The organism is Thalassococcus sp. BH17M4-6, assembly GCF_049323015.1.
Taxonomy (GTDB): Bacteria; Pseudomonadota; Alphaproteobacteria; order Rhodobacterales; family Rhodobacteraceae; genus Puniceibacterium.
Window position 1 is genome coordinate 334,199 of the sequence record NZ_JBMPGU010000002.1, and the last position, 24,914, is coordinate 359,112.

Sequence of the window (24,914 nt, forward strand, 5' to 3'; positions counted from 1 at the left end):
GCGGTGCCTTCAGACGATCCGTCGAAAGCCCTCGACCAGTTGCCGCAGGCCAAGCGCCGCCCCGGCAAAGATCGCGGCAAAGGTCACCGGCGCCGACAGCGCCAGCAGCGAAAAGGCGCTGATCCCCTGGCCGATGGTGCAGCCAAGCGCGATCACCGCGCCGGCCCCCATGAGACCCGCGCCAAAGATCTGGCGGCGCAGTTCGCGCGGGTCCTCGCAAGCCTCCCACCGGAAATGGCCCTTGATCAGCGACCCGGCAAAGGCCCCGATCCAGACCCCGGCCACCGATCCCACCGCAAAGGTCAGCGGGCGGGCCGACCCGGTCATGAACCATAGCACCGATTCCCCGAGCGGCGCGGCAAAGCTGTGCGAGACCGGGCGCAGGGCCTCGAACCCGGTGACGGCCACATAATGCGTGCCGGCCCAGCCGGTCAGCACCGCAACCCCCACCACCGTGCCCCAGGCGATGTGCGCGGGCTTGGCCCAAAGCGCCCTTGACGCCAGTGCCCAGACCAGCAGCGCCAGACCCAGCCCCATGCCCACCAGTGGCACCGACAGGCCCAGCATCGGCGCCAGCCGGTGCGCGATGCCTGGCACGGTGTCGGTGATCGGCGTGACCGGAAACAGCGCCGCGCGCAGCGGTGCCAGCGGGCCGCTGATCACCGTCAGCGCGGTCACACCCATGACCAGCACGATGACAAAGCTGCGCAAATCGCCGCCGCCCAGCCGCGCCAGCGCGCCAAAGCCGCAATTCCCAGCGAGCGCCATTCCATAGCCGAACATCAGTCCGCCCAGGACCGACGCCAGCGGCAACCATTCAAAGCTGAGGTAGATGGATTGCCCGGGATCGAGCGCGCCCGCTGCCATCAGGGCAAAGCTGCCCAGGATCGCGATGCCGATGGCCACGCCCCACATGCGCATGCGCAGGTCCGACCCGCCGTAAAGCAGATCCTCGATCGCGCCCAGAGTACAAAAACGACCCAGCCGGGCGGCAAGCCCCAGCAACACGCCCCCCACCAGCCCGACCAGTGTCGAGGCGAGGTGCTCTCCCATCAGATCCAGCAAACGCTCCGCCTCCCATCGGCACGTCAGGTCGGGGCAGTATGAAAATGTATTCGGATTTCCGCAAGTGTTTCCTGCGGGTGGCTCAGACCAGGCGCGGCACCGCTCGGTCGGCTCGCGCCGCCGCGACAAAGCGGCGGATCAGCCCGGCATCCTTTTGCCCCGGCGCGGATTCAACGCCCGAGGATACGTCGACCTGGCGCGCCCCGGTCATGCGGATCGCCTCGCCCACGGTGTCGGGGGTCAGCCCGCCCGCGAGCATCCAGGGCACCGGCCAGCGTCGCCCGGCCACCAGGCGCCAATCAAAGGCCAGCCCGTTGCCGCCCGGCAAGGCCGCGCCTTTCGGCGGTTTCGCATCGATCAGCAGCTGGTCGGCCACCTGCGCATAGCTTTGGACCTGCACCAGATCGGCCTCTGCGGCGACGCCGACGGCCTTCATCACCGGCAGGCCGTAGCGGGCGCGCACCTGCGCCACACGCTCGGGCGCTTCGCTTCCGTGGAGTTGCAGCATGTCCAGCGGCACCGTCGCGGTGATGGCGTCCAGCAGCGCGTCATCGGCATTGACCACCAGCGCGACCTTGGCCAGACCCGGCGGCGCCTCGAGCGCCAGCGCGCGGGCCGCGTCGGGTGTCACGTTGCGGGGCGATTTGGGAAAGAACACGAAGCCCGCATAGGCGGCCCCGGCCTGCGCGACGGCGGCCAGGTCCTCGGCCCGGGTCAGCCCGCAGATCTTGACCTTGATGTCAGACATCACCCAACCGCCCTTCGCATGCGGAGTTTGCTTGTGCCGAACAAATCCGGCAGACGCCCGCGTGGACGGCACCGGGCGCCCGGAAAAAACGGCCTCAGCTTGCCTCGTCCAGCAGCGCCAGAACCTCGTCCTTGTCCTTGTCCCGCTCGCCCTTGACGCGGCGCAGCTCGCGCTGCAGCTGCTTGACCTCGGACTGGCGCCGCGCGGCTTCGGCGCGGTGCTTGTGTTCACGCAGCCATTCCCAGATGAACCCGATGAGCAGCCCCGCCACGATGCCGCCGAAAATCACGATGAAAAGCGGCAGTTGGATGGTTTCCTGAAACCCCAGCAGGGTCGACACATCGGCAGGCAGAAGTTGCAGCGTCACGAACCCGCGATTGGCCAGGGCCACGCAGATCAGGATGATGGCCAGAAGGGCCAGGAAGGCATAGCGGATATAGCGCATGGGTTTACTTTCCGTTCAGGCGGTCGCGCAGCAGCTTGCCGGTCTTGAAGAACGGCACGTGCTTTTCCTCGACCTCGACGGATTCGCCGGTCCTGGGGTTGCGCCCGGTCCGGGCGTCCCGCTTCTTGACCGAGAATGCGCCAAAGCCGCGCAGCTCGACCCGGTCGCCCCGGGCCATGGCATCGGTGATCTCGTCGAAAATGGTGTTCACGATCCGCTCGACATCCCGCTGGTAGAGATGCGGATTGTCGTCGGCAATCTTCTGAATCAATTCGGACCTGATCATGGTCTCTTATCCCCCTGGGCGCGGCAGCACCTGATCTTGTTATGTGTCTGACTATAAGGCAGGTCGTGCGAAACGGAAACCGGATCGCATGTGAAAAATCCATTAATTGCAGGGGCTTTGGCGGAAATCCCCCATCGTGGTGCGGTTTCGTGGCGCTGTCACGGTGGGAATGCGGCCTTTTGCGGCGGGGCGCCCTGGCGCCGACTTTCATGATTCGGCGGTGACATTTGCCCGCTCGCGAGCGCGGCTGAGGCGGAGCGTCGGCTCTCTCAAGGGAACCGGGATTAGGTGGGCGACCCGGCTTTGCGCAGGGTTCGGGTCGCGGTCGGGCGGGGCGCGTGGCTATCCCTGAGGCCTCGTTACCCCAAATCGGAGACCCCAATGACCTTCCAGATACATGCCCTGCCGCAAGCCCCGTTCGCGGAGCTTTTCACCCTCGACGACGAAGCATTGCGCCAGCGCAACGCGGTGCGCGTCACCGCCGATGCGGCCACGGGCTTTCCCTGCCGCGTGAGCCTGCAGGAGGCTGAGGAGGGCGACACTCTGGTGCTTTGCAACTTCCGGCACCTTGACGCGCCAAGCCCCTATGCCGCCAGCCACGCCGTCTATGTGCTCCAGAACGCGGTGCAGGCGCGGCTTGCCCCGGGTGCGGTGCCCGATGTGCTGTCGCGTCGGTTCCTGTCGGTTCGCGGCTTCGATGCCGCGCGGATGATGATCGCGGGGGATGTGGTGCCGGGCGCGGAACTGGCCCAAAGGCTGGAGCGGATGCTGGCCGATCCGCTGGTGGAGCTGGTGCAAATCCACAGCGCACAGCGGGGCTGCTATCTGGCCGCCGCCGCAAGGGAAGAGGCAGTGTGGGACGCTGTCTGACGCTGCTTCGGAAGAGAGCTCGCAGCCCACAAATCAGAACGGCCCCGCGCGGGATGCGCGGGGCCGTCAGGCCGGGGCGGAAAGCCCCGGATGTTTTCAGAACGATCAGTCGTCGTCGCGCTTGAGTGCGGCGCCGAGGATATCGCCCAGCGATGCACCGGAGTCGGAGGAGCCGAACTGTTCCACGGCCTCTTTCTCTTCGGCGATCTCGCGCGCCTTGATCGACAGGCCCAGACGGCGGGTCTTGCTGTCAACGTTGGTCACGCGGACATCGACCTTGTTGCCGACCGAGAAACGCTCGGGGCGTTGTTCGGCACGGTCACGGCTGAGGTCCGAACGGCGGATGAAGGATTTCATGCCTTCGTACTCCACCTCGATGCCGCCATCCTCGATCGCCGTCACCTCGACGGTGATGATCGATCCGCGCTTCACGCCGCCGACGGCATCAGCGAACTTGTCGCCGCCCAGGTTCTTGATCGAGAGCGAGATACGCTCTTTCTCGATATCGACCTCGGACACCACGGCCTGAACCACGTCGCCCTTGCGGTAGTTCTGGATCGCATCTTCGCCGCGCTCGTCCCAGCTGAGGTCTGACAGGTGCACCATGCCGTCGATTTCGCCATCGAGACCGATGAAGAGACCGAATTCGGTGATGTTCTTGACCTCGCCCTCGACCTGCGTGCCCTCGGGGTGGGTTTCCGCGAACACCTCCCACGGGTTGCGCATGGTCTGCTTGAGACCCAGCGACACACGACGCTTGGCCTGGTCGATTTCCAGAACCATGACTTCGACTTCCTGAGAGGTCGACACGATCTTGCCCGGATGCACGTTCTTCTTGGTCCAGGACATTTCGCTGACGTGGACCAGACCTTCGACGCCCGGCTCAAGCTCAACAAACGCACCGTAATCGGTGATGTTGGTCACGCGACCCGCATGTACGGATTCCAGCGGGTACTTGGCAGCGACCAGATCCCAGGGATCTTCCTGCAGCTGCTTCATGCCCAGGCTGATGCGGTGGGTTTCCTTGTTGATCTTGATGACCTGAACCTTGACCGTCTCGCCGATCGACAGGATCTCGGACGGGTGGTTCACCCGGCGCCATGCCATGTCGGTGACGTGCAGCAGGCCGTCAACACCACCCAGATCGACGAAGGCGCCGTATTCGGTGATGTTCTTGACCACGCCGTCCACGGCCTGACCTTCGGTGAGGTTGCCGATGACTTCGGCGCGCTGTTCGGCGCGGCTTTCTTCGAGGATCGCACGGCGCGACACCACGATGTTGCCACGACGACGGTCCATCTTGAGGATCTGGAACGGCTGCTTGAGACCCATGAGCGGGCCAGCGTCGCGCACCGGGCGCACATCGACCTGAGAGCCGGGCAGGAAGGCCACGGCACCGCCGAGATCGACGGTAAAGCCGCCCTTGACGCGGCCAAAGATCGCGCCTTCGACGCGGGCGTCGTCGGCATAGGCCTTTTCGAGACGGTCCCAAGCTTCTTCGCGGCGGGCCATTTCACGGCTGATGACAGCTTCGCCACGGGCGTTTTCGACCTGGCGCAGGAACACCTCGACCTCGTCGCCGACATGGATGTCGGGCGCTTCGCCGGGGTTCGCAAATTCCTTGAGTTCGACACGGCCTTCCATCTTGTAGCCGACGTCGATGATGGCCTGGCCCGCTTCGATCGCGATCACCTTGCCTTTGACGACAGACCCTTCATCGGGCGTGTCCATTTCGAAGCTTTCGTTCAGGAGGGCTTCGAATTCCTCCATCGATGCTTTAGCGCACATGCGGTTCTGTTTTCCTATCTACTTCAGATTTCTGGCCGTGCGGTTGTCTCCGCCGGTCTTGGGTTGGTCCTGACGTTGCAGCAAAACGAAAGAGGGCCGGTGGTATTCCGACCCTGCCTGTCCTTGGTGTTCTGCGGCGTTGATCGCCTTGTCGACGGGTGCGCTATAGCGCGTGGCGCCCATGCTGGCAAGGGCGCTGTGCTGGGCGGGCGTCCAAAGGCCCGCCGCCCCGCGACGGTTCAACCGAACAGCGGATCCTCGAATCCGGGGATCACCGGATCGACATGCATCCCCTCAAGGTCGTTGGGGTCGACGCCGATGGTCAAGGCGGTGCCGTTGGTCCCCCAGATCGCGGTGGTGTCGGTGGTGGTGGGCAGGCGCTGGCTTTCCCCGGCGATGTCGCCGATCTTGAGATAGCTTTGCGTGGAGTTGAAAATGAACGTGTCCATGGAAGGCTCCTGAAATGGGTGTGCATCGCCCTGAATGCGGCGGGCGACGGTCAGAAGAATAGCGGTTCATCCCGCCGGGCGGCAGTCAGGTATTCCCAACCCGGGCCTGTGGCGGGGGTGGGGAATTCCCGACCTTTCAGGGACAGGAGGCAGACCTTCTGGCTTTGCGCCTCTGTCTTGGAACCAAGTCGCGCAATGCGCGACACCAAGACAGAGCGGCGGGCCGTCCCGCGGCCTGCCGCTTCGCCGCCGCTTGCGCACCGTGTCCGCATCTCACAGGGCTGAGGGATAAAGCGCGAGGCACGCACGTCAGAGCGGCAGACCCCGGCCCACCGCTCTGTCTTGGTGTTTTTTTAGTTGCACCGGGCATTCCCAACTTTTTACGGAGAGAGCAGAGGTTAGCCGCCGCCGGGATCGTCCAGCAGGCCCAGCACCGCCTCGGGCGGGCGGCCGATCACGGCGCGGTCGCCCAGGATCGCGATGGGCCGTTCGATGAGCTTCGGCACCTCTGCCATCGCTCGCAACAGCGTGTCGTCGTCGCTGTCGCTGCGCAGCTCCATCGCCTTGAACGCCGCCTCCCCGGTGCGGATCATCTGAAGAGCAGGGACCCCCAGCCGCGCCTGCACCGCGCGCAGGTCACCAAGGTCGGGCGCGTCGGCAAGGTAGCGGCGCACCGTCACCTCGGCGCCGTGGTCCTGTAGCAGGGTCAGCGCCTGTCGGGACTTCGAACAGCGCGGATTGTGCCAGAACGTGATCACAACCAGTCCTCGCGCCCGGTGCCCACCGCCTCGGACACGCTGTCGAACCCGTCGCGCGCCAGCAGCCGGTCAAGGCCCTGCGCGATCTCGGGGACCAGCGACAGCCCGCCATAGACCAGCGCCGAATAAAGCTGCACGGCAGATGCGCCTGCGCGGATCTTGGCATAGGCCTGTTCTGCCGATCCCACGCCGCCCACGCCGATGAGCGGCAGGCGGCCCCCGGTCAGTAGCGACAGCCGCGCCAGCACCCGGGTGGATTTTTCGAAAAGCGGCTGGCCCGACAGCCCTCCCGCCTCGGACGCCTGCGGCGAGGCAAGGCCGGTGCGGTCGAGCGTGGTGTTGGTGGCGATTATGCCCGCAACGCCGGTGGCGAGCGCCACCTCGGCAATATCCTTGAGCGCGCCCGCATCCAGATCCGGCGCGATCTTGAGGAAGACCAGAATGGGCCGGTCCAGCCCGTCGCGGGCGGCGATCACGCCGTTCAAAAGCGCGTTCAGCGCGTCCTTGCCCTGCAAATCGCGCAGTTTTTCGGTATTAGGCGAGGACACGTTGACGGTGGCGAAATCCAGATGTCTGCCGCAATGGGCCAGCACCTTGGCGAAGTCGCCCGCGCGGTCCGCGCTGTCCTTGTTGGCGCCAAGGTTCAGCCCGATCACCGCGTCGCGGGGGCGTGTTCGCAGCCGGTCGGCGATCGCCTCCATCCCGTCGTTGTTGAAGCCAAAGCGGTTAATCACCGCGCGGTCGCGCCGCAGCCGGAAAAGGCGCGGGCGCGGGTTGCCGGGCTGCGCGCGGGGGGTCGCCGCGCCCACTTCGATTAGGCCGAACCCGGCGCGCGACAAGCCCAGCAACGCCTCGGCGTTCTTGTCGAACCCGGCGGCCAGTCCGATGGGATTGGGCAGGTGCAGCCCCGCGACGGTGCAGCGCAGGCGTGGTGAGGTGATCAGCCCCGGCGCGGGCGCGATCCCCGCGCGCAGCGCCGCCAGCGCCAGGCCATGCGCGGTTTCCGGATCGAACCGGCGCAGCAGTGCAAGCCCCGCGCGTTCGACGATCGCCGGGGCGGCAATCACAGCGTCAGCCCGTCGAACCGGTGACGGCCGTCCTCGAACGGCAGGTCATGTACCCAGACCACATCATCGTGCCGCATCGGGCGGTACAGGTGCGGGAAAAGCGCGCCGCCGCGCGACACCTCCCACTTGAGGGCGGGGCCGAGCGTGTCGGCGTCGAGCGCCAGCAGTTTCAGCCCGTCCTCACACATGAAGTACTTCGAGGCGGTGACCGCCACCTGGTCGCCGGTCGAAAGATGCACATAGCCATCGGCGAGGTCGATGGGCGCGCCCTGGGTTTCGCCGGCGGCGGCGAAGGCTGCGTATTCATCGGCGCGAAAGATTTTGTAGATCAGAACCATGGTGGCGGTGTGCCGCGCCGCTCTCGCCACGTCAAGCGCGGTCCGCGTCTTTTGGGGATGCGTAGGCTTTGACTCGCGCTCCGCTGCGATGCAACATCCCGGCAATTGACCAAAGCCGGGCCGCAAACCCGGTCAACCGACAGAGAGGACTTTCCATGAGCTTGCGTCTTTTGACCAGCGCCGCCGCCCTGGCCCTGACCGCCGGTGCCGCCAGCGCCGACTATTCCCTGACCATCCTGCACACCAACGATTTCCATTCCCGGTTCGAACCGATCAGCAAGTACGATTCGGGCTGCTCGGCCGAGGACAACGACGCCGGTGAATGCTTTGGCGGCTCTGCCCGCTTGATGACCGCCATCGAAGAGGCCAAGGCGCGCAGCAACAACTGGGTTCTGGTGGATGGCGGCGACCAGTTCCAGGGCACGCTGTTCTACACCTATTACAAGGGCAAGCTGGCCGCCGAGATGATGAACAAGATGGGCTATACCGCGATGACCGTGGGCAACCACGAATTCGACGACGGCCCCGAGGTTCTGCGCGGCTTCATGGATGCGGTGGATTTCCCGGTGCTGATGTCCAATGCCGACGTGTCGGGTGAACCGCTGCTGGCGGACGTGCTGATGAAATCCACCGTGATCGAACAGGGCGGCGAAAAGCTGGGCTTTATCGGCCTTACCCCGCAGGACACGGACGAACTGGCCTCGCCCGGGCCCAACATCGTCTTCACCGATCCGTCCGACGCCGTGCAAGGCGAGGTGGACCGGCTGACCGAAGAGGGCGTGAACAAGATCATCGTGCTGTCGCATTCGTCCTACGGCGTCGACCAGCGCGTGGCGCAGAACACCACCGGCATCGACGTCATCGTCGGCGGCCATTCCAACACGCTGTTGGGCAATATGGACGGCGCTGAGGGACCCTATCCCACGGTGGTCAACGGCGTGCAGATCGTGCAGGCCTATGCCTATGGCAAGTTCCTGGGCGAGCTCAACGTGACCTTCGATGATGAGGGCAACGTGATCGAAGCCACCGGCGCGCCGATCCTGATGGATGCCGCCGTGGCCGAGGACGAGGCCACAAAGGCCCGCATCGCCGAAGCCGCCGCACCGCTGGACGAGATCCGCAACGAAGTCGTCGCCGAAGCCGCGGAACCGATCGAGGGCAACCGCGATGTCTGCCGCGCCATGGAATGTTCCATGGGTAACCTCGTGGCCGACGCGATGCTGGCCCGGGTGGCCGATCAGGGCGTTCAGATAGCCATCGCCAATTCCGGCGGACTGCGGGCGTCGATCGACGCGGGCGAGGTCACCATGGGCGAGGTGCTGACCGTGCTGCCGTTCCAGAACACCCTGTCGACCTTTACCGTCACCGGTGCCACGATGCTCGAGGCGCTGGAAAACGGCGTCAGCCAGATCGAGGAAGGGGCCGGCCGCTTCCCGCAGGTGGCGGGGCTTACCTTTACCGTCGATCCCGCGGCAGAGCCGGGATCGCGCGTGAGCGATGTCATGGTCGGCGACGCGCCGCTGGATCCCGAAGCGGAGTACGGCGTGGTATCCAACAACTACGTCCGCAATGGCGGCGACGGCTACAAGATGTTCGTGGATGCCAAGGATGCCTATGACTTCGGCCCCGACCTGGCGGATGTGACGGCGGAATACCTGGCCGAAAATGCTCCCTACCAGCCCTATACTGATGGTCGCATCACCATGAAGTAGGCCAGGGCCTCTTTTCAGATGTGTTGAACCGCCCCCGCAGGCAACTGCGGGGGCGCTGTCGTTTCGGCTAGGGTTTTTCGTTATGTGTGATCAACCCGGGCATTGGCTGCGATCCGGCTGGCCTGGCGGCCCAAAGACAAGGTGGAACCGACCGCGCAGGCCTTGGCATTGCCGAAACGACATGACAATCATTGAGCCGGTCAAGGATTGGACGGCATGGACAGGGTTGAGGAACAATACGAGGTCTATCCCTATCCCGAGCGTGACCCGGCGGACGAGAAAAAGCGCCTGATCACCGGATCGCCCTCGCATCCGCTAGAGATCGACCACATGCTGTTCGGGGGGCGGCGCGACTGGTCCCAGCCGCTGCGCGCACTGGTGGCCGGGGGCGGAACCGGCGACGGGCTCATACAGCTTGCGCAGGTGCTTGCATCCGCGGGGAAACCTTACGCGATCACCTATCTCGACATGTCCAAGGCGGCGCGCGCGGTGGCCGAGGCGCGGGCGCAGGTGCGCGGGCTTTCGGGCATCACCTTCGTCACCGGATCGCTGCTCGATGCGGCTGAGCATGGCCCCTTCGATTACATCGACTGCTGCGGCGTGCTGCACCATCTGCCCGAACCCGAGGCTGGTTTCCGCGCGTTGCGCGGCGCATTGGCCCCGAAGGGCGGGATGGGGTTCATGGTCTACGCGCCTTACGGGCGGTCCGGTGTCTATCCGCTGCAAGAGGCGTTCGGCACCTTGCTGGACGGGCTTGCCCCGAAGGACCGGCTGCAAAAGGCCAAGGCCATTGTTGCAGCGCTGCCGGACGGGCATCCGTTCAAGGGCAATCCCAATCTTGTGGATCACCGCGCCAGCGACGCCGGATTCTATGACCTCTTGCTGCATGCGCGGGACCGCGCCTACGACGTGACGACGCTTGATGCGGTGATGCGGGCGACCGGCTGGCGGCTTTTGTCATTTGCCACGCCCGCACTTTATGATCTGGCACGCATCACCGACGTGCCCCCGGGGCTGGACCCGGTGGCGCGCATGGCGGTGGCGGAAAAGCTGCGCGGCACGATCAAGACCCATGTGGCCTATGCGGTGCCCGAGGGCGACGACCGCACTCCGGCGGGCGGGGCGGGCGGCGCGCTGGTGCCGCATCTGCGCGGGGTGCAGGCCGGGCCGCTGGCCAAGGCGGTGGCGCAGGGCCGCCCGCTGCCCATCAGGCTGGGCGAGGCGCGGGCCGATCTGACCCTGCCGCGCGGCGCGGCCAAGGCGATTGCCGCCATCGACGGCCGCCGGAGCATCGCCGATCTGCGGGCGCTGTCGGGGCTGGACCCGATCCGCTTTGGCGCCGACTGGGGCCGGGTGGAACGCGATCTGGCCGACTGGGGGCTGATGATCTATTCCGGCCTGCGGCGTTAGGTCATGTGCGGGCGCTTCGTGCATACCCTGCCGAAAGAGGCGATGGTGCAGCTTTTCGACGCGGTGCCCGCGAACGATCTGCCGGAAGGCGACAATTACAATGTCTGCCCGACCAACCAAGTGCACGCGGTCCTGCAGACCGAAGGACAGCGCCGCCTGACCGCGATGCGTTGGGGGTTCCTGCCGCATTGGTACAAGGCCCCGAATGACGGGCCTCTGCTGATCAACGCGCGGGCCGAAACGGTTGCCGAAAAGCCAGCCTTTCGTGCGGCGGTGCGCGAACGCCGCTGCCTGATCCCGGCCACGGGGTTTTACGAATGGACCAAGGATGAAGAGGGCAACCGCCTGCCGTGGTATATCCATGCCACGGCAGGCGCGCCGCTGGTCTTTGCGGGCATCTGGCAGGACTGGGAACGGGACGGCGATGCGCTGCGCACCTGCGCGATCGTGACCACCGCCGCGAACAAGACCATGTCGGAGATCCACCACCGGATGCCGGTGATCCTGGCGCCCGAGGACTGGCCGCTGTGGCTGGGCGAGGCGGGACATGGCGCGGCGACCCTGATGACGGCAGGACCCGAGGGGTCGCTGACCTTTCACCGGGTCGACCGGGCGGTGAATTCCAACCGCGCCCGCGGGCCGGAACTGATCGAGCCGATCTGAGCGGCTGTTTCGAAGCGTCCGGACCTGCGCGAGGGAGGGATGGTGGCGTGGGGGAGACTCGAACTCCCGACCTAACGATTATGAGTCGTTCGCTCTAACCAACTGAGCTACCGCGCCGTACCGTGGGCGGTGGGTAAGGCAGAGGTCCGGGATCGTCAAGCGCAAAATCGTGCGGATTCCGGGGTCGTCGGGGCACCATTCGGGTGCCCCTGCCGGTGGCTCTATTTGACGATGACCTCGTCCTTGACGAACATGTTGGCCCAGGCCTTGTCGACCAGTTCCGGGCTCATCTTGTATGGCAGGCCTTCGAAATCGCAGACTGCGATCATCTGGTCGATCAGGAAGATCGGCTGATAGTTCGCATAGACGTTGTCGATGGTCGGATACTTGGACTTGAGCAGGTGGACGAGCGCCTTTTCACACAGCTGCATCTTGCGCTTGCGCGCGACCATGGCAAAGATCTTCAGGAAATTTTCCTGGTTCGGCCCGTCGATCTTGATCTTGAAGAAGATCCGGCGCAGCGCGGCCTGGTCGAAGATTTCATTCGGATGGAAGTTGGTGGAGAAGATCACCAGCGTGTCGAAGGGCACTTCGAACTTTTCACCCGACTGCAACGCGAGGATGTCCTTGCCTTCCTCGAGCGGGACGATCCAGCGGTTGACCAGCTTTTGCGGCGGTTCGGCCTGACGGCCAAGGTCGTCGACGATGAAGATGCCGCCGGTGGATTTCAGCTGCAGCGGCGCCTGGTAGGTGCGCGCGGTGGGGTTGTAGACCAGGTCCAGCATGTCGAGCGACAATTCCCCGCCGGTGATCACGGTAGGGCGTTCGCAGACGACGTAGCGGCTGTCGAAGGCGTTGTTGCGGCGCAGCCTGCTGGGATCATCCACCAGTTCCTCGGCCTTGGAATGCACGATGGGGTCGTAGACGGTGATGACCTGGCCGGAATATTCGATCGCACGGGGAACATAGATCTTGTCGCCCATGGCGTCGCGGATGCCGTTCGAGATCGAGGATTTGCCGTTTCCGGGGGGGCCGTACATCAGGATCGACCGGCCCGAGCCGACCGCGGGGCCGAGGTTGCCCAGAAGATCGTCGGGCAGGATCAGGTGGCCCATGGCCTTGGTCAACTGATCGCGGGTGATCTGTACATTGCGAATCGACTGCCGCTTGACCTGTTCGCGGTAGACGTCGAGCGGCACCGGCATCGCGCCGAAATATTCCGACTGCGCCAGCGCATCGAGGGCGCGCGCCTTGCCCGCATCGGTGAGCTGGTAGGACATTTCGTTGCCCGCACTGGCGCTGAGCGTGCCCATCGCCTCGAGCAGGGACTGCGCGCGGGCCATGTCGATCAGTTCCTGGGTGATCGGGATCGGCAGGCAGATGGCGCGGGCCAGGTCGGTGACCACGTTGGTGTTCTTGCGAAAAAGCGTCTTGAGCATGATGTCGCGCATCATCACCGGCGGCAGGAGCATATCCTCGATCCGCTTGGGCGGGGGCGGGGCCATCACATTGGCGGTCTGCATGTTCATGGGCGGGCCTGTGGTTACTGCTTTGGCGCGATAAGACAGGCGCATTGTGGCCATCTGAGGGCTCAGGCTTGGCTTTGCCGGGGCAGGGGATCGCCCGAGCCGGGCGATACGAGAGACGCTGTCTCTCGTGCTCTCTGGAGTTTCAGCCAAGAAGAAGGGGCGCGGGTCAGGCGCCCTGGAACACGCCCAGAAGCAGGTAGATCGCCAGCGTGCCGCCAAGTGCCATACCCATCGGGAATTTCGATCCGGACTGCCAGCTTTTCCAGCCCGGCGCGATGTGGCGCAGACCCGTGTGCTTGGCGATGCGGTGCGCCACATAGGCCGCCAGAAGCGTTGCGGCGAAGAGCACCATCACCAGGCGCAGATCGCCCAGCGGAATGAACGGCGCGGCGGCGGCGGCGAATTTCGCATCGCCCGCCCCCAGCGCCCCGCCCATGTTGAGCAGGATGCCCGCCAGCAGCACCACCACCAGCGAAAGATAGCGCCAGAGGTAGACGTCAAGCGGCAGGGCGATCAGCCCCACCACCGCGAAAACGCCGAAAAGCGCCACCACCGCGTGGTTCTTGATCCGCATCTCGGCCATGTCCGTGTAGACGGTATAAAGGCAGATCGGCACCACGAAGGGCAGGAACCACAACGCCGCGGAAGCGGTGATCTGCATGGGTCACCCCTGGGTCGAAATGTTGTCTTCGAGCGCGCGCAGCGACTGCACCGCGGCCTCGAAATGCTGGGGATGGGTGTCGATCGCGTCGCGGAAGAGGCCCTTGCCGGTTTCGATGTCGCCGCGCTTGACCGCCGCGAGGCCCAGCGTGTGCAGAAGTTGCGCCCGCTCGATCTGTTTCATCGGCACGACCGGCAGGACATAGTTGCCCTGCGCGCCGCGGGCCAGCACCAGGTTGTTCTTGGCGGTGAATAGATCGCCGTCCTGGCGGATCGCCTGCCCGAAGAGCCGCTCGGCTTCGGCGAAATCGCCGCGCGTGAGCTTGGAATAGCCCCAGTTGTTCATCACCGAAGCGGGCGTCGTCGTCAGGCCAAGGGCGGTTTCGTAGAAGGCGTCGGCCTTTTTCCAATCCTTCTTGCTGTCGGCGATCATCGCCTCGAGCCGGTAGCGCTTGAAGGTCTCGTAGGTCGGGGGGATGGTGTTGAGCACCGCCTCGGCGCCGGTCCAGTCGCCGTTGCGGATTTGTGCGTCGGCCAGTTCCACCCGGTCGCCGTTGGTGGCGTCCTCGTGATCCACCACCTTGCCCCAGGCCACGGCCCCTTCGGTGACGCGCTTGGCCCGGATGAGCGAGGCGCCCAGGCCCCGCAGCAGGTCGATGCGGTCGGGATTGTCGGCCAGCGCCCGCTGGAAATACGAGACACCTTCGTTGGGGTCCGCCGAGGTCAGCATCAGGTCGTTGAGATTGCTTTCATCCACGACGTTGACGTTCTGAAACGCGCGGTCGACCTCCGGATCGGTGGTGTTCTCGCAGGCCGATACCAAAACAGCCCCCGCGACGCAGAGGGAAACAAGGATGGGGTGGCGCATGTTGTGCGTCCTTTTACTGCTCTTGCCTCATCACGATGCGCGCCGGATCAGAAAGGTGCTCGTCCCGCGGCGCATCAGCTTATATTCTTGTTCTTCTTCCGCATCATAAAGCGAATTATCCAATTTTGCGAGCGCCAAGCGCAGATTGTCGCGAATTGAGTCACTTTGGCCATTGTCGAGCGCGAAGGCCTTGCGGAAGACCTCGGCCGCCTCGGCGGTCTTGCCGCGTTCGATCAGCACGACGCCAAGGTTGTTCCAGGCCTCGGGCCAGTCGGCTTCGGCCTTGACCGCGCGGCGCAAGAGATCCTCGGACTGGTTGAGCCGCCCCAGTGCCAAGTTGGCGCTGCCGAGTGCGGTCAGAATCTCGCCGGTGAGGCCGCGGCTGGCGGCGCCGCGCTGGAACGCCTCAAGCGCCAGTTCATACTGGCCCGCCTCCATCAGCCGGTGGCCGACCAGCAGGGCGTCGACCGCTTCGCCGTCGGGGTCGATCCGCGGCGCGAAAACCGGCGCGTCAGGCGCGGAAAGGCCGCCCGGTGAACAGGCGGCCAGTCCGATAAGGATTAGGGCGCAGCCAGGAAGCCGCAGGCGCATGATCAGTTTCCGATATTGCCCATCTCGGTGATGCCCACAGCCGACGGACCCACGAGTATGATCAGCAGCGGCGGCACCGTCAGCATCATAGTCGTCAGGGTCATCTTTGTCGGCAACTTGTTTGCCTTTTCTTCCGCACGCATGACCCTTTTGTCACGCATTTCGTCTGCATAGACCCGCAGCGCGTCGGAAATCGAGGTGCCGAAGCTTTGCGACTGGTTCAGCACCGTCACGAAAGAGCTTACATCCTGCACGCCGCAGCGTTCGGACATGTCGCCCAGCACCGCGGATTTGTCCTTGCCCGCCTTCATCTCGTGACTGACGATTTCGAATTCGTCGGCGAGGTTGGGATAGGAGGCGCGCAGTTCCCGGGCCACCCGCACGATCGCCTGGTCCATCGACTGGCCCGCCTCGACGCAGACAAGCATCATGTCGAGCGCGTCGGGAAAACCTGATTCGATTTCTTCCTGACGGGCGCCGACGCGGCGGGTGATCCAGTATTTCGGGAACATGTACCCGGCCGCTCCCGGGCCAAGGCAGTACATCAGCGTCTGCTGGGTGGTGGCCTGGTCCTTGCCGATGAACACCAGGAAATAGCTGACCCCGAGGATCAGAAGGCCGATGCCCAAGGCGAACTGCGCGAAGTAGTAGTAGCGCACTGCGTCCTTGGTCCGGTATCCGGCTTGCAACAGGCGCATGCGCACCGCCGACAGTTCCTGCGCGTCCTGAGGTTCCAGAAACTGCGCGTATTTGTTCAGCTTTTCGTTGCGGCGGTTGTCGCGCAGCACCGCCTTGGTGTTTTCCTCGAGCTTTTCGCGGCCCGACTTGGCCAGCTTTTCCATCGGATCGGGCTTCTGGCTCAGAAGCATAGGGATGGTGGCCAGGATCAGCAGCATGCCAAGGCCGCCGACGACGATCAGCGGCCCGGCGGGGCCCAGCAGATCGGTGATCATGGTGCCGATATTGTTGAAGATATCCATATCTCGGGTGGCCCCTCAGACTTTGATGTTAACGAGGATGCGCATCACGATCAGGTTCAGCACAAGGAAGATGCCGACGATGAAGCAGGCCGGGATAAACCACGGGTGATCGAGCACGTCGTCGTAATAATGCGGATCGGTCACCTGGATCACGATCAGCGCGCCCACCGGAAAGCCCGACAGGAACTTGCCCGACCACTGCGCCTCGGCGGTGATCGCCTTGACCCGGCGGAACAGGCGGAACCGGGCGCGGATCACCTTGGCCAGACCTTCGAGGATTTCGGCCAGGTTGCCGCCAGACTGCTGCTGGATCGCCACCGCCACGGCCAGAAAGCGCAGATCCTGCATGTCGAGCCGTTCGGCCATATGCTTGAGCGCCTCGCCGATGTCGCGGCCATAGGTTGCCTCGTCCGCGATGATGCCGAATTCGGTGGCCAGCGGATCCTGGATTTCCTTCGACACGATCGAGATGGCGGAGGAAAACGGATGGCCGACCCGCAAGGAGCGCACCATCAGTTCGACCGCGTCGGGCAGCTGTTCCTCGATCATCGCAAGGCGCTTCTTGGCCTTGCTGTTGACCCACATGAAGACACCGCCCACACCCATCATCAGTCCCATGACGATCCGCACCGGCAGGGTCGCCTCGGTCCCGAAGGTCAGGCCGAAGAACGCCATGATGCTGACGCCCACCATGATCATCATGAGTTGTTGCGGGGTAAAGGCGATGGCGGCCTTCTGTGCCCGGTCGGCCAGCAGCGAATAAAGCGGGATGGACCGCGAATTCATGTGCTGGTCCATCTCCTTGCGAAGCTTGGCCAGCACCTCCTGGCGCTGCGTGCCCTTGTCGAGCATCTGCAGGCGCCGGTTGACGCGGTTGTTCAGGCTGATCGACTTGCCGAAGACCAGAAGGTAGACACCTTCGACCAGCACAAGCACGCTGACGAAGATCAGCCCGTAGATGATTGGTTCCGCGGAAAGCATACCTTGTTACCCTTGCCCCATGGGCTCGTAGATTGAGGGCGGCAGATCGTAGCCCCACATCTTGAACCGTTCCGAATAATGGCTTCTCACGCCGGTGGCGGTGAAATGTCCGATGATCTTGTTGTCGGGGGTCAGCCCGACGCGCTGGTAGCGAAACAGTTCCTGCATGGAGATCACTTCGCCCTCCATGCCGGTGATTTCGGTGATCGACGTCATGCGGCGCGACCCGTCCTGCAGGCGGCTGGCCTGCACGATGAGGTTCACGGCCGATGAAATCTGGCTGCGCATCGCCTTGAGCGGCATTTCGATCCCCGCCATGGCGATCATGTTTTCCAGACGGCTGACGCCGTCGCGGGCGCTGTTGGCGTGGATCGTGGTCATCGACCCGTCGTGGCCGGTGTTCATGGCCTGCAGCATGTCGATGACTTCCTCGCCACGCGTTTCGCCGACGATGATGCGGTCGGGGCGCATCCGCAGCGCGTTCTTCAGACAGTCGCGCGGGCTGACCGCGCCCTTGCCTTCGACGTTGGCGGGGCGGCTTTCCATCCGCCCTACATGCGTCTGCTGAAGCTGAAGTTCCGCCGTATCCTCGATGGTCAGGATGCGTTCGCTGTCGTCGATGAAGGACGACAGCGCGTTGAGGGTGGTCGTCTTACCGGAACCGGTACCCCCCGACACGATGACGTTCAGCCGACAGGCGACGGCGGCCTGAAGGTAGACGGCCATTTCCTCGGTAAAGGCGCCGAACTGCACCAGATCGTCGATGCCCAGCTTGTCCTTCTTGAATTTCCGGATCGACACAAGCGATCCATCGACCGCAATCGGCGGCACCATGGCGTTGAAACGCGACCCATCCGCTAGGCGGGCGTCGACATAGGGATTGGATTCGTCGACCCGGCGGCCCACGGCGGACACGATCTTGTCGATGATCCGCATCAGGTGTTTTTCGTCCTTGAAGGTCACGTCCGACACCGACAGCTTGCCGTTCTGTTCGACAAAGATCTGGTGCGGGCCGTTGACCAGGATATCCGACACCGTGTCGTCCTTGAGCAGCGTCTCGAGCGGGCCAAGACCCTTGACCTCGTCATAAAGCTCCTGGTTCAGGGTCAACCGCTCGTCACGGTTGAGCACGATGCCCTTTTCCTGCAGCGCCTCGGTGGCGATGGCGCTGATCTCTTCGCGCAGGTCCTTGTCGCTTGCCTGATCGATGGCGGCAAGGTTGAGGTTGTCCAGCAGCGCCCGGTGCAGTTCCAGCTTGATCTCGCCCAGCCGTTCCTTGCGCTTTTTTTCCTTGTCCTGCGCCGACACCTCGGCCGGGCGCGTGGGCATGGGTTTGCGCATCGACAGCTTGTTGGCCTCGACCGACTGGGTGGCGGGCTTGAGCTCAAGGACGGGGGCGGGGGCCTCGGGGGCCGCGTTCTTCTTGTAGCGCGAAAACATGTTTCAGCTCCTTCAGGCGGCTTCGGCGTCGGACTGGCCGACCGCGTGCAGCGAGGCGGCCAGTTTGGCGATCTCTTTGCGCAGGGGGTTCTTGGCGGCCTGGCTGGCCAGGGGCAGCCCGTGATCGCAGGCCTGCGTCACGACGCGGCCGCCATCGGGCAGTTGCAGATCGATCGAGATGCCCAGGCTTTCGGCCATGCGCTTGGCGCGGCTCTTGCCCTGCAGATCGGTGAACTTGGGCGCGCGGTTCAGCACGAAGCGCAGCTTGTCGAAGGGCAGTTCCTCGGATTGCAGCGCGCGCTTGACCCGCAGCGTGTTCTGGGCCGAGCGCATGTCGAGTTCGACCATGGCGAAATAGATCTGCGCCGAGGTCAGCACGGTTTCGGACCACTGCACAAGGCAGGGCGGCATGTCCACGACGACAAAATCGAAATGTTCGCGCGCGATCTCCAGCAGCTTGCCGATATCCTGCGGCGTCAGCATGTCCAGCGGCAGGATCTCGGGCGGGGCGGACAGGACCTGAAGCTTGTCTTCGAAGGACACCAGCGCCTGGCCGAAACTGTCGCCATCGACGCTGTCGACATCCGACAGCAGCTCCAGCACCGAATCGCGGCGGGGCAGGTCAAGATAGGTGGCCACCGCGCCGAACTGCAGGCCGAAGTCGATCAGGCAGACGCGCGGTGGATTGGTCTTGTCGACGGTGGCCAGTTCCCAGGCCAGGTTGACAGCGAAGGTCGTGGCCCCCGATCCGCCCGCCATGCCCTGTACCGCGATCAGCACGCCGTCGCCGCCGCCGCGCAGCTGCACCGGCGCATCGGTGGCGCCCGCGGGCGGGTTGGTCACGCTTGGGGCGGGGCTGCGCAGGCGCACCACGGCGGCCTGCAATTCACCTTCGGGCAGCGGATAGGGTACGAATTCATCGGCCCCGGCGCGCAGCAGCTGGTGCAGCGACGCGGGCGTCACATCCTCGGCAATAAGCACGACCTTGATGTTGCGGGCCTTGGCGGTGGTGATGATGTCGGTCAGTTGGGCAAGGTCGCCTTCGTCCATCTCGTCGATGGCCATGGCAACGAATTCAAGGGTGTCTGCATCGGGCTGGCCCAGGAAGGTGCGCGCCTCGTCAAAGCCGAGATCGCCCCAGCTTTCGCCAAGGATCGTTTCCATGTCCTCGATCAAGAGATCGAAGTTCTGAACATCCCGGCTGATCGTGCAGGCCGCAAGGGGGCCTGGGTCTGTCGGCATGGAATTTGAACCTGTCATATGCCTCACGTCCTTTATTACTACAGCTCCGAACCGGCGAAAGGATTGGTTTTGCACGCAATTCCCGCCCCTGATCCGGACTTGGCAAAGCCGACTCACGCCGGACATGCCAATCCCATGGCGCCAAGATCACAGGTAAAGGGGGCAACATTGGGGCCAAAAAATCGTAATTGTACGGTTTTTCAGGATGGTAGGGCCGCGGGTTCCTCAGCAGCCCAAACGGGCGAGGCACCCGAATGCGGAACGCGGACCCGATGGTGCGGGTCCGCGTGCGCTGTCGTGAAAACGGGGCAGGGGGCCCTATTCGGTGGTGATGAATTCCGACCCTTCGATCCCGGTCAGGCCGGTCGGCGCCTCGGCGCTGCGGACGTAGTCGCGATAGATGATCTCGGCATAGCGGCCATCAAGCACGTTGGGATGGCCGGACACAAAGCCCGACACCTCGGTCACGGTGCGGCGGTTGCGGCGTTCCTTGCCTTCGGTCACGATCAGCGGCTGGGTTTCGCCGAAGGATACCACCGCTTCGAGCCGCGAGGTGCTGATGCCCTGGGTCGACAGGAAGTGCACGACCGCCTGTGCCCGCTTCAGTCCAAGCGCCTTGTTGTAGCTGTTGCCGCCGACCTTGTCGGTGTGGCCGTAGACCCGGAACCGGACCTCGGGGAACTGTCGGATCCAGGTGGCCTGTTCGCGCAGCGTATCGCGCGCCCCGGCATCCAGAACCGCCGAATTGAAAGCGAAATTCACCGTCGTCATCACTTCGGAGGCGAAGCGCTGCGACAGATCGTAGGTGTATTGCTTGTCGCCGTTCATGATCATCGTGTTGTTCATGGTGGCGTTGCCGAAATCGCCGGTATCCACGAGGGATCCCGCTTCGCGGTAGAAATGCCCATCAACATGGTCACCCCTGGGGGCACACCCGGCCATCATGGCCAGACATCCGAAGGTCAGTGAGATTCGTGTGATCATGGGACCCCGCATCGTCTTAATCCATTACATACCCATAAGAGCCGTTGAAGTCCTGCTTGGCAACTTCGCCGGCGGCGCCCTGGGTGGGGCGGTTGCCGCCGACCACGCGACCATTCAGGAAAAGGTCTTTTTCGGTGGGAATCCGGACCCGGTCCGTCGGCAGGGCCAGCGCCTCGCCCCGGGTGGGGGTCACAAGGTGCGGCGTCACGATGATCACCAGCTCGGACTGTTCGCGGCTGTATTCGGCCGACCGGAACAGCGCGCCCAGGATCGGAATGTCGCCGAGCCACGGCACCTGGCCGTTGAGATCGCGGAAATCGTCCTGCAGAAGCCCCGCGATGGCAAAGCTTTCGCCATCCCGCAGCTCCACGGTTGTGGAGGCTTCGCGGCGGCGGAAGGCGTCGATGCGGATGGTTTCGAGGTTGAAGCCGTTGTCTGGGTCGATCGACGACACCGCGGTTTCCATCTCGAGGTTGATCAGATCGCCGTCGATGACCCGCGGGATAAAGTTGAGCTCGACGCCGAAGGGTTTGAATTCGATCGAGATCGTGCCGCCATCCTGGGCCACCGGCACCGGATATTCACCACCGGCGAGGAACTTGGCCTCTTGCCCCGACAGCGCGATCAGGTTGGGTTCGGCCAGCGACCGCACCATGCCCTTGGCCTCGAGCGCTTCAAGCAGGATGCCGACCTCGAGCCCGCCCGCGTTGAACCCGAACAGCACCGCCCCTTCCGAAGCGTTGGAGCCGGATTGCGGGAAAAGCTTGTCGGCGACCGTGTCCACCGCCGCCCGCGACGAGGCGTTGCCGGTCCCGACCTCGAGCCCCAGATCGCCGTTGAGCACCGACCCGCCGGTGGCGAGCGAGGCGCGCAGGGATTTCGCGACAGAGCGCTGCATTTCCGCGAACCGGACTTTCAGCATGACCTGCTGGACACCGCCCACGGTCATCAGGTTCGACACCCGTTCCGGAGCATAGCGTTCGGCCAGATCAAGCGCGCGCTGCATCTTCTGGATGCCCGATACCTGGCCCGACAGCACGATGCCGTCGTTGGCGGTGCGCACTTCGATCTTTTCGCCGGGCAGGATCTGCCGCAGGCGTTCCTTGAATTCGGTGACATCCGCCGCGACGCGCACATCGACATTGGTGATCAGCTGGCCGTTGGCGTCGAGGATCGTCAGCGTCGTGGTGCCCGGCGCCTTGCCCAGCACATAGATTGTGCGATCCGACAGCGAAGAGATGTCGGCGATGGCGGGGTTGGCGATGCTGAGCTCGGCAAAGGGGATGTCGCTTTCAACCACAACCGCCCGGTTCATCGGCACGCTGAGCGCGGCATCCGTCGCGCCGCGCACCACCCGCAGCGTCTCCGCCTGGGCCGTCATGGCCAGCGGTGCAACGCTCAGGGTCAGCCCCAGCAGGGCTGCCTTCAGAAAACGATCATATTTCATGTGACCTGCCCTTTCGATCACGCCTCTGTCGCAGGTCTTGGTGCCTGCATTTCGAAAGAGACTGCGTCAGTTTCGGTTTTTTTGCAAGAATCAATGACTTCGCTACGGAAACTTATGTGGATAAGTGGCAACAGGGGGCCAGGTTGCGAGAATCACAAGGGGCGCCGACCGGGCGCCCCTTGATATCAAGCGATTGATTTTGCGTCAGTTTGTGCAGGGGATCGGGATTTCCAGGACCTCGGCGCCACGGCGGGTGCGGATGGTGCACACCTCGAGCGCCTTGGCTTCGGCCTTCTGTTCCTTCTTGGTGATCCCCAGCAGCGACCGCTGGTCGACCTCGATGGCTTCAGCGACGGTGTCGTCGTTCGCGGCCATCAGCGACAGCGACAGACGGCCCGTCGATTGCGCCTGCGCCAGGGACGCCACCACCTGCGGGCTGGCCGCCACGGTCACGGTCTGCGCGATGTTCACATCCGACCCGTCGGCATTCGCCTCCTGGTCGATGGCGATCAGCTGCACACCGGTCTGGATCAGTTTGGTCACGTCGCCCTGCGGCAGGTTCGGATCGTTGCCGGGGATGCGCCCGGTCCAGTAGATATCCACACGGTCACCGGGGCGCAGGAAGCCCGACACGCCCGAGGCCACGTCGACCTTGATCGCGAACGCCCGCTGGCCACGATCCAGCCGCGAGGTCAGGCCCGCGTCGCCGCCCGGTTCGCTGACCTTGGTGCCGGCGATGGCTTCGTTCTTGTCGATGGCGCGCACCGCGATGCGCGGGGCGTCGCCCGGCACCAGCAACGGGTTTTCCTCGTCGAAGTAGACTTCGGGCAGGGTGGATTTGGTCCAGTGCGCCAGCCGCACGTCCTCTTCCGTGATCGGCTCGCCATAGCCGATTGCGCGTTCTGCGACGTAAATCTGCACGGTCGGAACCGACTGCACCGACTTGGCGCGTTCCTGTTCCAGCGCGCTTTGATAGGCGCCGATATAGTTCTGTGCCATATAGACGGCGAAACCGGCCAATCCCAGACCGGCCACAAGCACAAGTCCAAATACCAGTCGCATGATGTATCCTCTCGCGTAGATGCCTCTGTGCGCGTGACCCGGCTGCGGCGGGTCTTTGCGCGATCACACCGGGGTATCGCACCCGAATGTGTCAAAAGCGGGCCATGGGCGGGGTGCTTCTTGGGCAGGGTGGACGGTGGCCAGGCTACGGCGGCCAGAACTGTGCGGCCCTAAAACGAAAAAAGGGCCGGGCCCGTTCTGGGCGCGGCCTTTGACAGAGATGTGCGAGCGATCAGAAGTCGTTTTCAGCCGCGACAGCGCCACCAGCGGCGTCCATCAATGCGAAAGAGGCATCTTCCACGGTGAAAAAGGCAACTGCAGACATACCGACGACGGCGGCGGTGATCACGATCCAGTCGACCGAAACGGCACCGTCTTCGTCTTTGCGGAACGTATCGAAGAATTTCAGCATCTGAGGGATCCTTCAGCAGGATTGGAGGGGAGCCTGAACCCGGGCGGCGCCGTGACGCCACCCGGAGTGATCTGTGATCCTGGTTCGGATCAGAAGTCGTTTTCAGCGGCCACGGCACCACCAGCGGCGGTGATCAGGGTGGTCGCGTTGGTTTCGATGACCGAATAGGCCGCGATGGCCAGACCCACGACAGCAGCGGTCAGAACGACCCAGTCAACAGTCACGGCGCCGTCTTCGTCCTTGCGGAAGGTCTTGATGAAGTTCAGCATTGGAATTCTCCAGTTTGCCCCGTCAAGGGCGTTTCAGGTCGCCGGGTAAACCGCGCCCGATCACAAGTGACGGGCCGCGGCGGGGTCGATTACTCGGTCTCAGAGAGCGCCTTCTTAGAAGTCGTTCTCGGCAGCCACGGCACCACCGGCAGCGGTGATCAGCGTGGTCGCGTTGGTTTCGATGGTCGAATAGGCCGCGATGGCCAGACCAACGACGGCAGCGGTCAGCACGACCCAGTCGACAGTCACGGCACCGTCTTCGTCGCGGCGGAAGTTCTTGATGAAGTTAAGCATGGGGTCTCTCCGATGTTGCCCGGGACGGGCTGTTGCTGTTGAAGAAGAGGACCGACCCGTCAGACCTTTCGGGCCAGGGCCGGTCCCCTGAAATGCGGTTGCCCGCGAAAGTGGTCTTAGAAGTCGTTCTCGGCAGCCACGGCACCACCGGCGGCGGTGATCAGGGTGGTCGCGTTGGTTTCGATGGTCGAATAGGCCGCGATGGCCAGACCAACGACGGCAGCGGTCAGCACGACCCAGTCGACAGTCACGGCACCGTCTTCGTCGCGGCGGAAGTTCTTGATGAAGTTAAGCATGGGTTCTCTCCGTAGGTATGTTTGCTCTGATCGTACCGTCCGGGTGTGCTCAGGATGTCTCTCACACACCCTGTCCCGCTCGGCATGCAGCGATATAGCCCTCGGATTGGGGCAGCATTTTGGCTGCATTGTTCGGATTCTGAGATTTAAGTGTGAATTCCAAAGTTTTTGATTAAGGTGTTGAATTTTAGGGAAATAAAAACAGTACACCAACGGCTTTTCCCGCCGTTTGGGATCTGCGCGCCCGATTTGGCACAGTT

At 64.0% G+C, this 24,914-nt stretch carries 28 protein-coding genes and 1 tRNA gene; 4 read left to right on the forward strand and 25 right to left on the reverse strand.

Annotated features, from left to right (window positions below):
• Window positions 1-9: 9 nt before the first annotated feature.
• The 4 genes from ACOXXX_RS04070 to ihfB all read right to left on the reverse strand — a co-directional run bounded on the left by ACOXXX_RS04070 (window position 10) and on the right by ihfB (window position 2,544).
• The gene (locus ACOXXX_RS04070) at window positions 10-1,065 is read right to left on the reverse strand and encodes a YeeE/YedE family protein (RefSeq protein ID WP_422825272.1); all 1,056 of its coding nucleotides are present in this window, start codon (window positions 1,063-1,065) and stop codon (window positions 10-12) included.
• An 82-nt stretch (window positions 1,066-1,147) separates the two neighbouring features.
• On the reverse strand, window positions 1,148-1,813 hold the full coding sequence (locus tag ACOXXX_RS04075) for a phosphoribosylanthranilate isomerase (protein ID WP_422825273.1): 666 nt from the start codon (window positions 1,811-1,813) through the stop codon (window positions 1,148-1,150).
• 94 nt (window positions 1,814-1,907) lie between these two features.
• Window positions 1,908-2,258, reverse strand: coding sequence for a lipopolysaccharide assembly protein LapA domain-containing protein (locus ACOXXX_RS04080; RefSeq protein WP_422825274.1), 351 nt, complete (start codon window positions 2,256-2,258; stop codon window positions 1,908-1,910).
• A gap of 4 nt (window positions 2,259-2,262) precedes the next feature.
• The gene (gene ihfB / locus ACOXXX_RS04085) at window positions 2,263-2,544 is read right to left on the reverse strand and encodes an integration host factor subunit beta (RefSeq protein WP_422825275.1); all 282 of its coding nucleotides are present in this window, start codon (window positions 2,542-2,544) and stop codon (window positions 2,263-2,265) included.
• Between the two features lie 381 nt (window positions 2,545-2,925).
• Between ihfB and ACOXXX_RS04090 the strand changes: the two genes are divergently transcribed.
• Window positions 2,926-3,414 carry a DUF1203 domain-containing protein gene (locus ACOXXX_RS04090; protein WP_422825276.1) on the forward strand — a complete coding sequence of 163 codons (489 nt, stop codon included), beginning with the start codon at window positions 2,926-2,928 and terminating at the stop codon, window positions 3,412-3,414.
• A 105-nt stretch (window positions 3,415-3,519) separates the two neighbouring features.
• Here ACOXXX_RS04090 and rpsA read toward each other — a convergent pair whose 3' ends face one another.
• From rpsA to ACOXXX_RS04115, 5 genes are all read right to left on the reverse strand, one after another.
• Window positions 3,520-5,202 (reverse strand): 30S ribosomal protein S1, encoded by a 1,683-nt coding sequence (gene rpsA / locus ACOXXX_RS04095; protein WP_422825277.1) that lies wholly within the window; start codon window positions 5,200-5,202, stop codon window positions 3,520-3,522.
• Window positions 5,203-5,441: 239 nt separating this feature from the next.
• Window positions 5,442-5,651 (reverse strand): hypothetical protein, encoded by a 210-nt coding sequence (locus ACOXXX_RS04100; RefSeq protein ID WP_422825278.1) that lies wholly within the window; start codon window positions 5,649-5,651, stop codon window positions 5,442-5,444.
• A 398-nt stretch (window positions 5,652-6,049) separates the two neighbouring features.
• Window positions 6,050-6,409 (reverse strand): arsenate reductase (glutaredoxin), encoded by a 360-nt coding sequence (gene arsC / locus ACOXXX_RS04105; RefSeq protein WP_422825279.1) that lies wholly within the window; start codon window positions 6,407-6,409, stop codon window positions 6,050-6,052.
• Entirely contained in the window at window positions 6,406-7,476 is a 1,071-nt protein-coding gene (locus ACOXXX_RS04110) for a quinone-dependent dihydroorotate dehydrogenase (protein ID WP_422825280.1), read from the reverse strand. The genes arsC and ACOXXX_RS04110 overlap by 4 nt, the downstream gene beginning before the upstream one ends.
• Window positions 7,473-7,814 carry a DUF952 domain-containing protein gene (locus ACOXXX_RS04115; protein WP_422825281.1) on the reverse strand — a complete coding sequence of 114 codons (342 nt, stop codon included), beginning with the start codon at window positions 7,812-7,814 and terminating at the stop codon, window positions 7,473-7,475. The genes ACOXXX_RS04110 and ACOXXX_RS04115 overlap by 4 nt, the downstream gene beginning before the upstream one ends.
• Before the next feature lie 155 nt (window positions 7,815-7,969).
• Here ACOXXX_RS04115 and ACOXXX_RS04120 point away from each other — a divergent pair, with 155 nt between their 5' ends.
• The 3 genes from ACOXXX_RS04120 (at window position 7,970) to ACOXXX_RS04130 (ending at window position 11,599) form a co-directional block, all read left to right on the forward strand.
• Window positions 7,970-9,526 carry a bifunctional metallophosphatase/5'-nucleotidase gene (locus tag ACOXXX_RS04120; RefSeq protein WP_422825282.1) on the forward strand — a complete coding sequence of 519 codons (1,557 nt, stop codon included), beginning with the start codon at window positions 7,970-7,972 and terminating at the stop codon, window positions 9,524-9,526.
• Between the two features lie 216 nt (window positions 9,527-9,742).
• Complete coding sequence (locus ACOXXX_RS04125; protein ID WP_422825283.1) at window positions 9,743-10,936, forward strand: class I SAM-dependent methyltransferase; 1,194 nt, start codon at window positions 9,743-9,745, stop codon at window positions 10,934-10,936.
• 3 nt (window positions 10,937-10,939) lie between these two features.
• Complete coding sequence (locus ACOXXX_RS04130) at window positions 10,940-11,599, forward strand: SOS response-associated peptidase (RefSeq protein WP_422825284.1); 660 nt, start codon at window positions 10,940-10,942, stop codon at window positions 11,597-11,599.
• Window positions 11,600-11,639: 40 nt separating this feature from the next.
• Here the strand turns inward: ACOXXX_RS04130 and ACOXXX_RS04135 are convergent.
• The 16 genes from ACOXXX_RS04135 to ACOXXX_RS04210 form a co-directional block, all read right to left on the reverse strand.
• Window positions 11,640-11,716: transfer RNA gene (locus ACOXXX_RS04135), tRNA-Met, on the reverse strand.
• A gap of 104 nt (window positions 11,717-11,820) precedes the next feature.
• Window positions 11,821-13,128 carry an ATPase gene (locus ACOXXX_RS04140; RefSeq protein WP_422825285.1) on the reverse strand — a complete coding sequence of 436 codons (1,308 nt, stop codon included), beginning with the start codon at window positions 13,126-13,128 and terminating at the stop codon, window positions 11,821-11,823.
• A 166-nt stretch (window positions 13,129-13,294) separates the two neighbouring features.
• On the reverse strand, window positions 13,295-13,789 hold the full coding sequence (locus ACOXXX_RS04145) for a prepilin peptidase (protein ID WP_422825286.1): 495 nt from the start codon (window positions 13,787-13,789) through the stop codon (window positions 13,295-13,297).
• Window positions 13,790-13,792: 3 nt separating this feature from the next.
• A complete protein-coding gene (locus ACOXXX_RS04150) occupies window positions 13,793-14,656 on the reverse strand; it encodes a tetratricopeptide repeat protein (RefSeq protein ID WP_422825287.1) in 864 nt (287 codons plus the stop codon).
• 30 nt (window positions 14,657-14,686) lie between these two features.
• Entirely contained in the window at window positions 14,687-15,247 is a 561-nt protein-coding gene (locus tag ACOXXX_RS04155) for a tetratricopeptide repeat protein (protein WP_422825288.1), read from the reverse strand.
• Between the two features lie 2 nt (window positions 15,248-15,249).
• The gene (locus ACOXXX_RS04160) at window positions 15,250-16,227 is read right to left on the reverse strand and encodes a type II secretion system F family protein (RefSeq protein WP_422825289.1); all 978 of its coding nucleotides are present in this window, start codon (window positions 16,225-16,227) and stop codon (window positions 15,250-15,252) included.
• 15 nt (window positions 16,228-16,242) lie between these two features.
• On the reverse strand, window positions 16,243-17,208 hold the full coding sequence (locus ACOXXX_RS04165; protein WP_422825290.1) for a type II secretion system F family protein: 966 nt from the start codon (window positions 17,206-17,208) through the stop codon (window positions 16,243-16,245).
• A 6-nt stretch (window positions 17,209-17,214) separates the two neighbouring features.
• Window positions 17,215-18,648 (reverse strand): CpaF family protein, encoded by a 1,434-nt coding sequence (locus ACOXXX_RS04170; protein WP_422825291.1) that lies wholly within the window; start codon window positions 18,646-18,648, stop codon window positions 17,215-17,217.
• Window positions 18,649-18,660: 12 nt separating this feature from the next.
• Window positions 18,661-19,890 (reverse strand): AAA family ATPase, encoded by a 1,230-nt coding sequence (locus tag ACOXXX_RS04175; RefSeq protein WP_422825292.1) that lies wholly within the window; start codon window positions 19,888-19,890, stop codon window positions 18,661-18,663.
• A 318-nt stretch (window positions 19,891-20,208) separates the two neighbouring features.
• The gene (locus ACOXXX_RS04180; RefSeq protein ID WP_422825293.1) at window positions 20,209-20,874 is read right to left on the reverse strand and encodes an OmpA family protein; all 666 of its coding nucleotides are present in this window, start codon (window positions 20,872-20,874) and stop codon (window positions 20,209-20,211) included.
• Between the two features lie 16 nt (window positions 20,875-20,890).
• Complete coding sequence (locus tag ACOXXX_RS04185; RefSeq protein WP_422825294.1) at window positions 20,891-22,321, reverse strand: type II and III secretion system protein family protein; 1,431 nt, start codon at window positions 22,319-22,321, stop codon at window positions 20,891-20,893.
• Between the two features lie 204 nt (window positions 22,322-22,525).
• Window positions 22,526-23,383, reverse strand: a complete 858-nt coding sequence (gene cpaB, locus ACOXXX_RS04190) for a Flp pilus assembly protein CpaB (protein ID WP_422825295.1) — start codon at window positions 23,381-23,383, stop codon at window positions 22,526-22,528.
• Window positions 23,384-23,615: 232 nt separating this feature from the next.
• Entirely contained in the window at window positions 23,616-23,795 is a 180-nt protein-coding gene (locus tag ACOXXX_RS04195; RefSeq protein WP_422825296.1) for a Flp family type IVb pilin, read from the reverse strand.
• 89 nt (window positions 23,796-23,884) lie between these two features.
• Window positions 23,885-24,064: a Flp family type IVb pilin gene (locus tag ACOXXX_RS04200; RefSeq protein ID WP_422825297.1), complete on the reverse strand. Its 180-nt coding sequence runs from the start codon at window positions 24,062-24,064 to the stop codon at window positions 23,885-23,887.
• A 114-nt stretch (window positions 24,065-24,178) separates the two neighbouring features.
• The gene (locus ACOXXX_RS04205) at window positions 24,179-24,358 is read right to left on the reverse strand and encodes a Flp family type IVb pilin (RefSeq protein ID WP_422825298.1); all 180 of its coding nucleotides are present in this window, start codon (window positions 24,356-24,358) and stop codon (window positions 24,179-24,181) included.
• A 116-nt stretch (window positions 24,359-24,474) separates the two neighbouring features.
• Window positions 24,475-24,654 carry a Flp family type IVb pilin gene (locus ACOXXX_RS04210; protein ID WP_422825298.1) on the reverse strand — a complete coding sequence of 60 codons (180 nt, stop codon included), beginning with the start codon at window positions 24,652-24,654 and terminating at the stop codon, window positions 24,475-24,477.
• Between the last annotated feature and the right edge of the window lie 260 nt (window positions 24,655-24,914).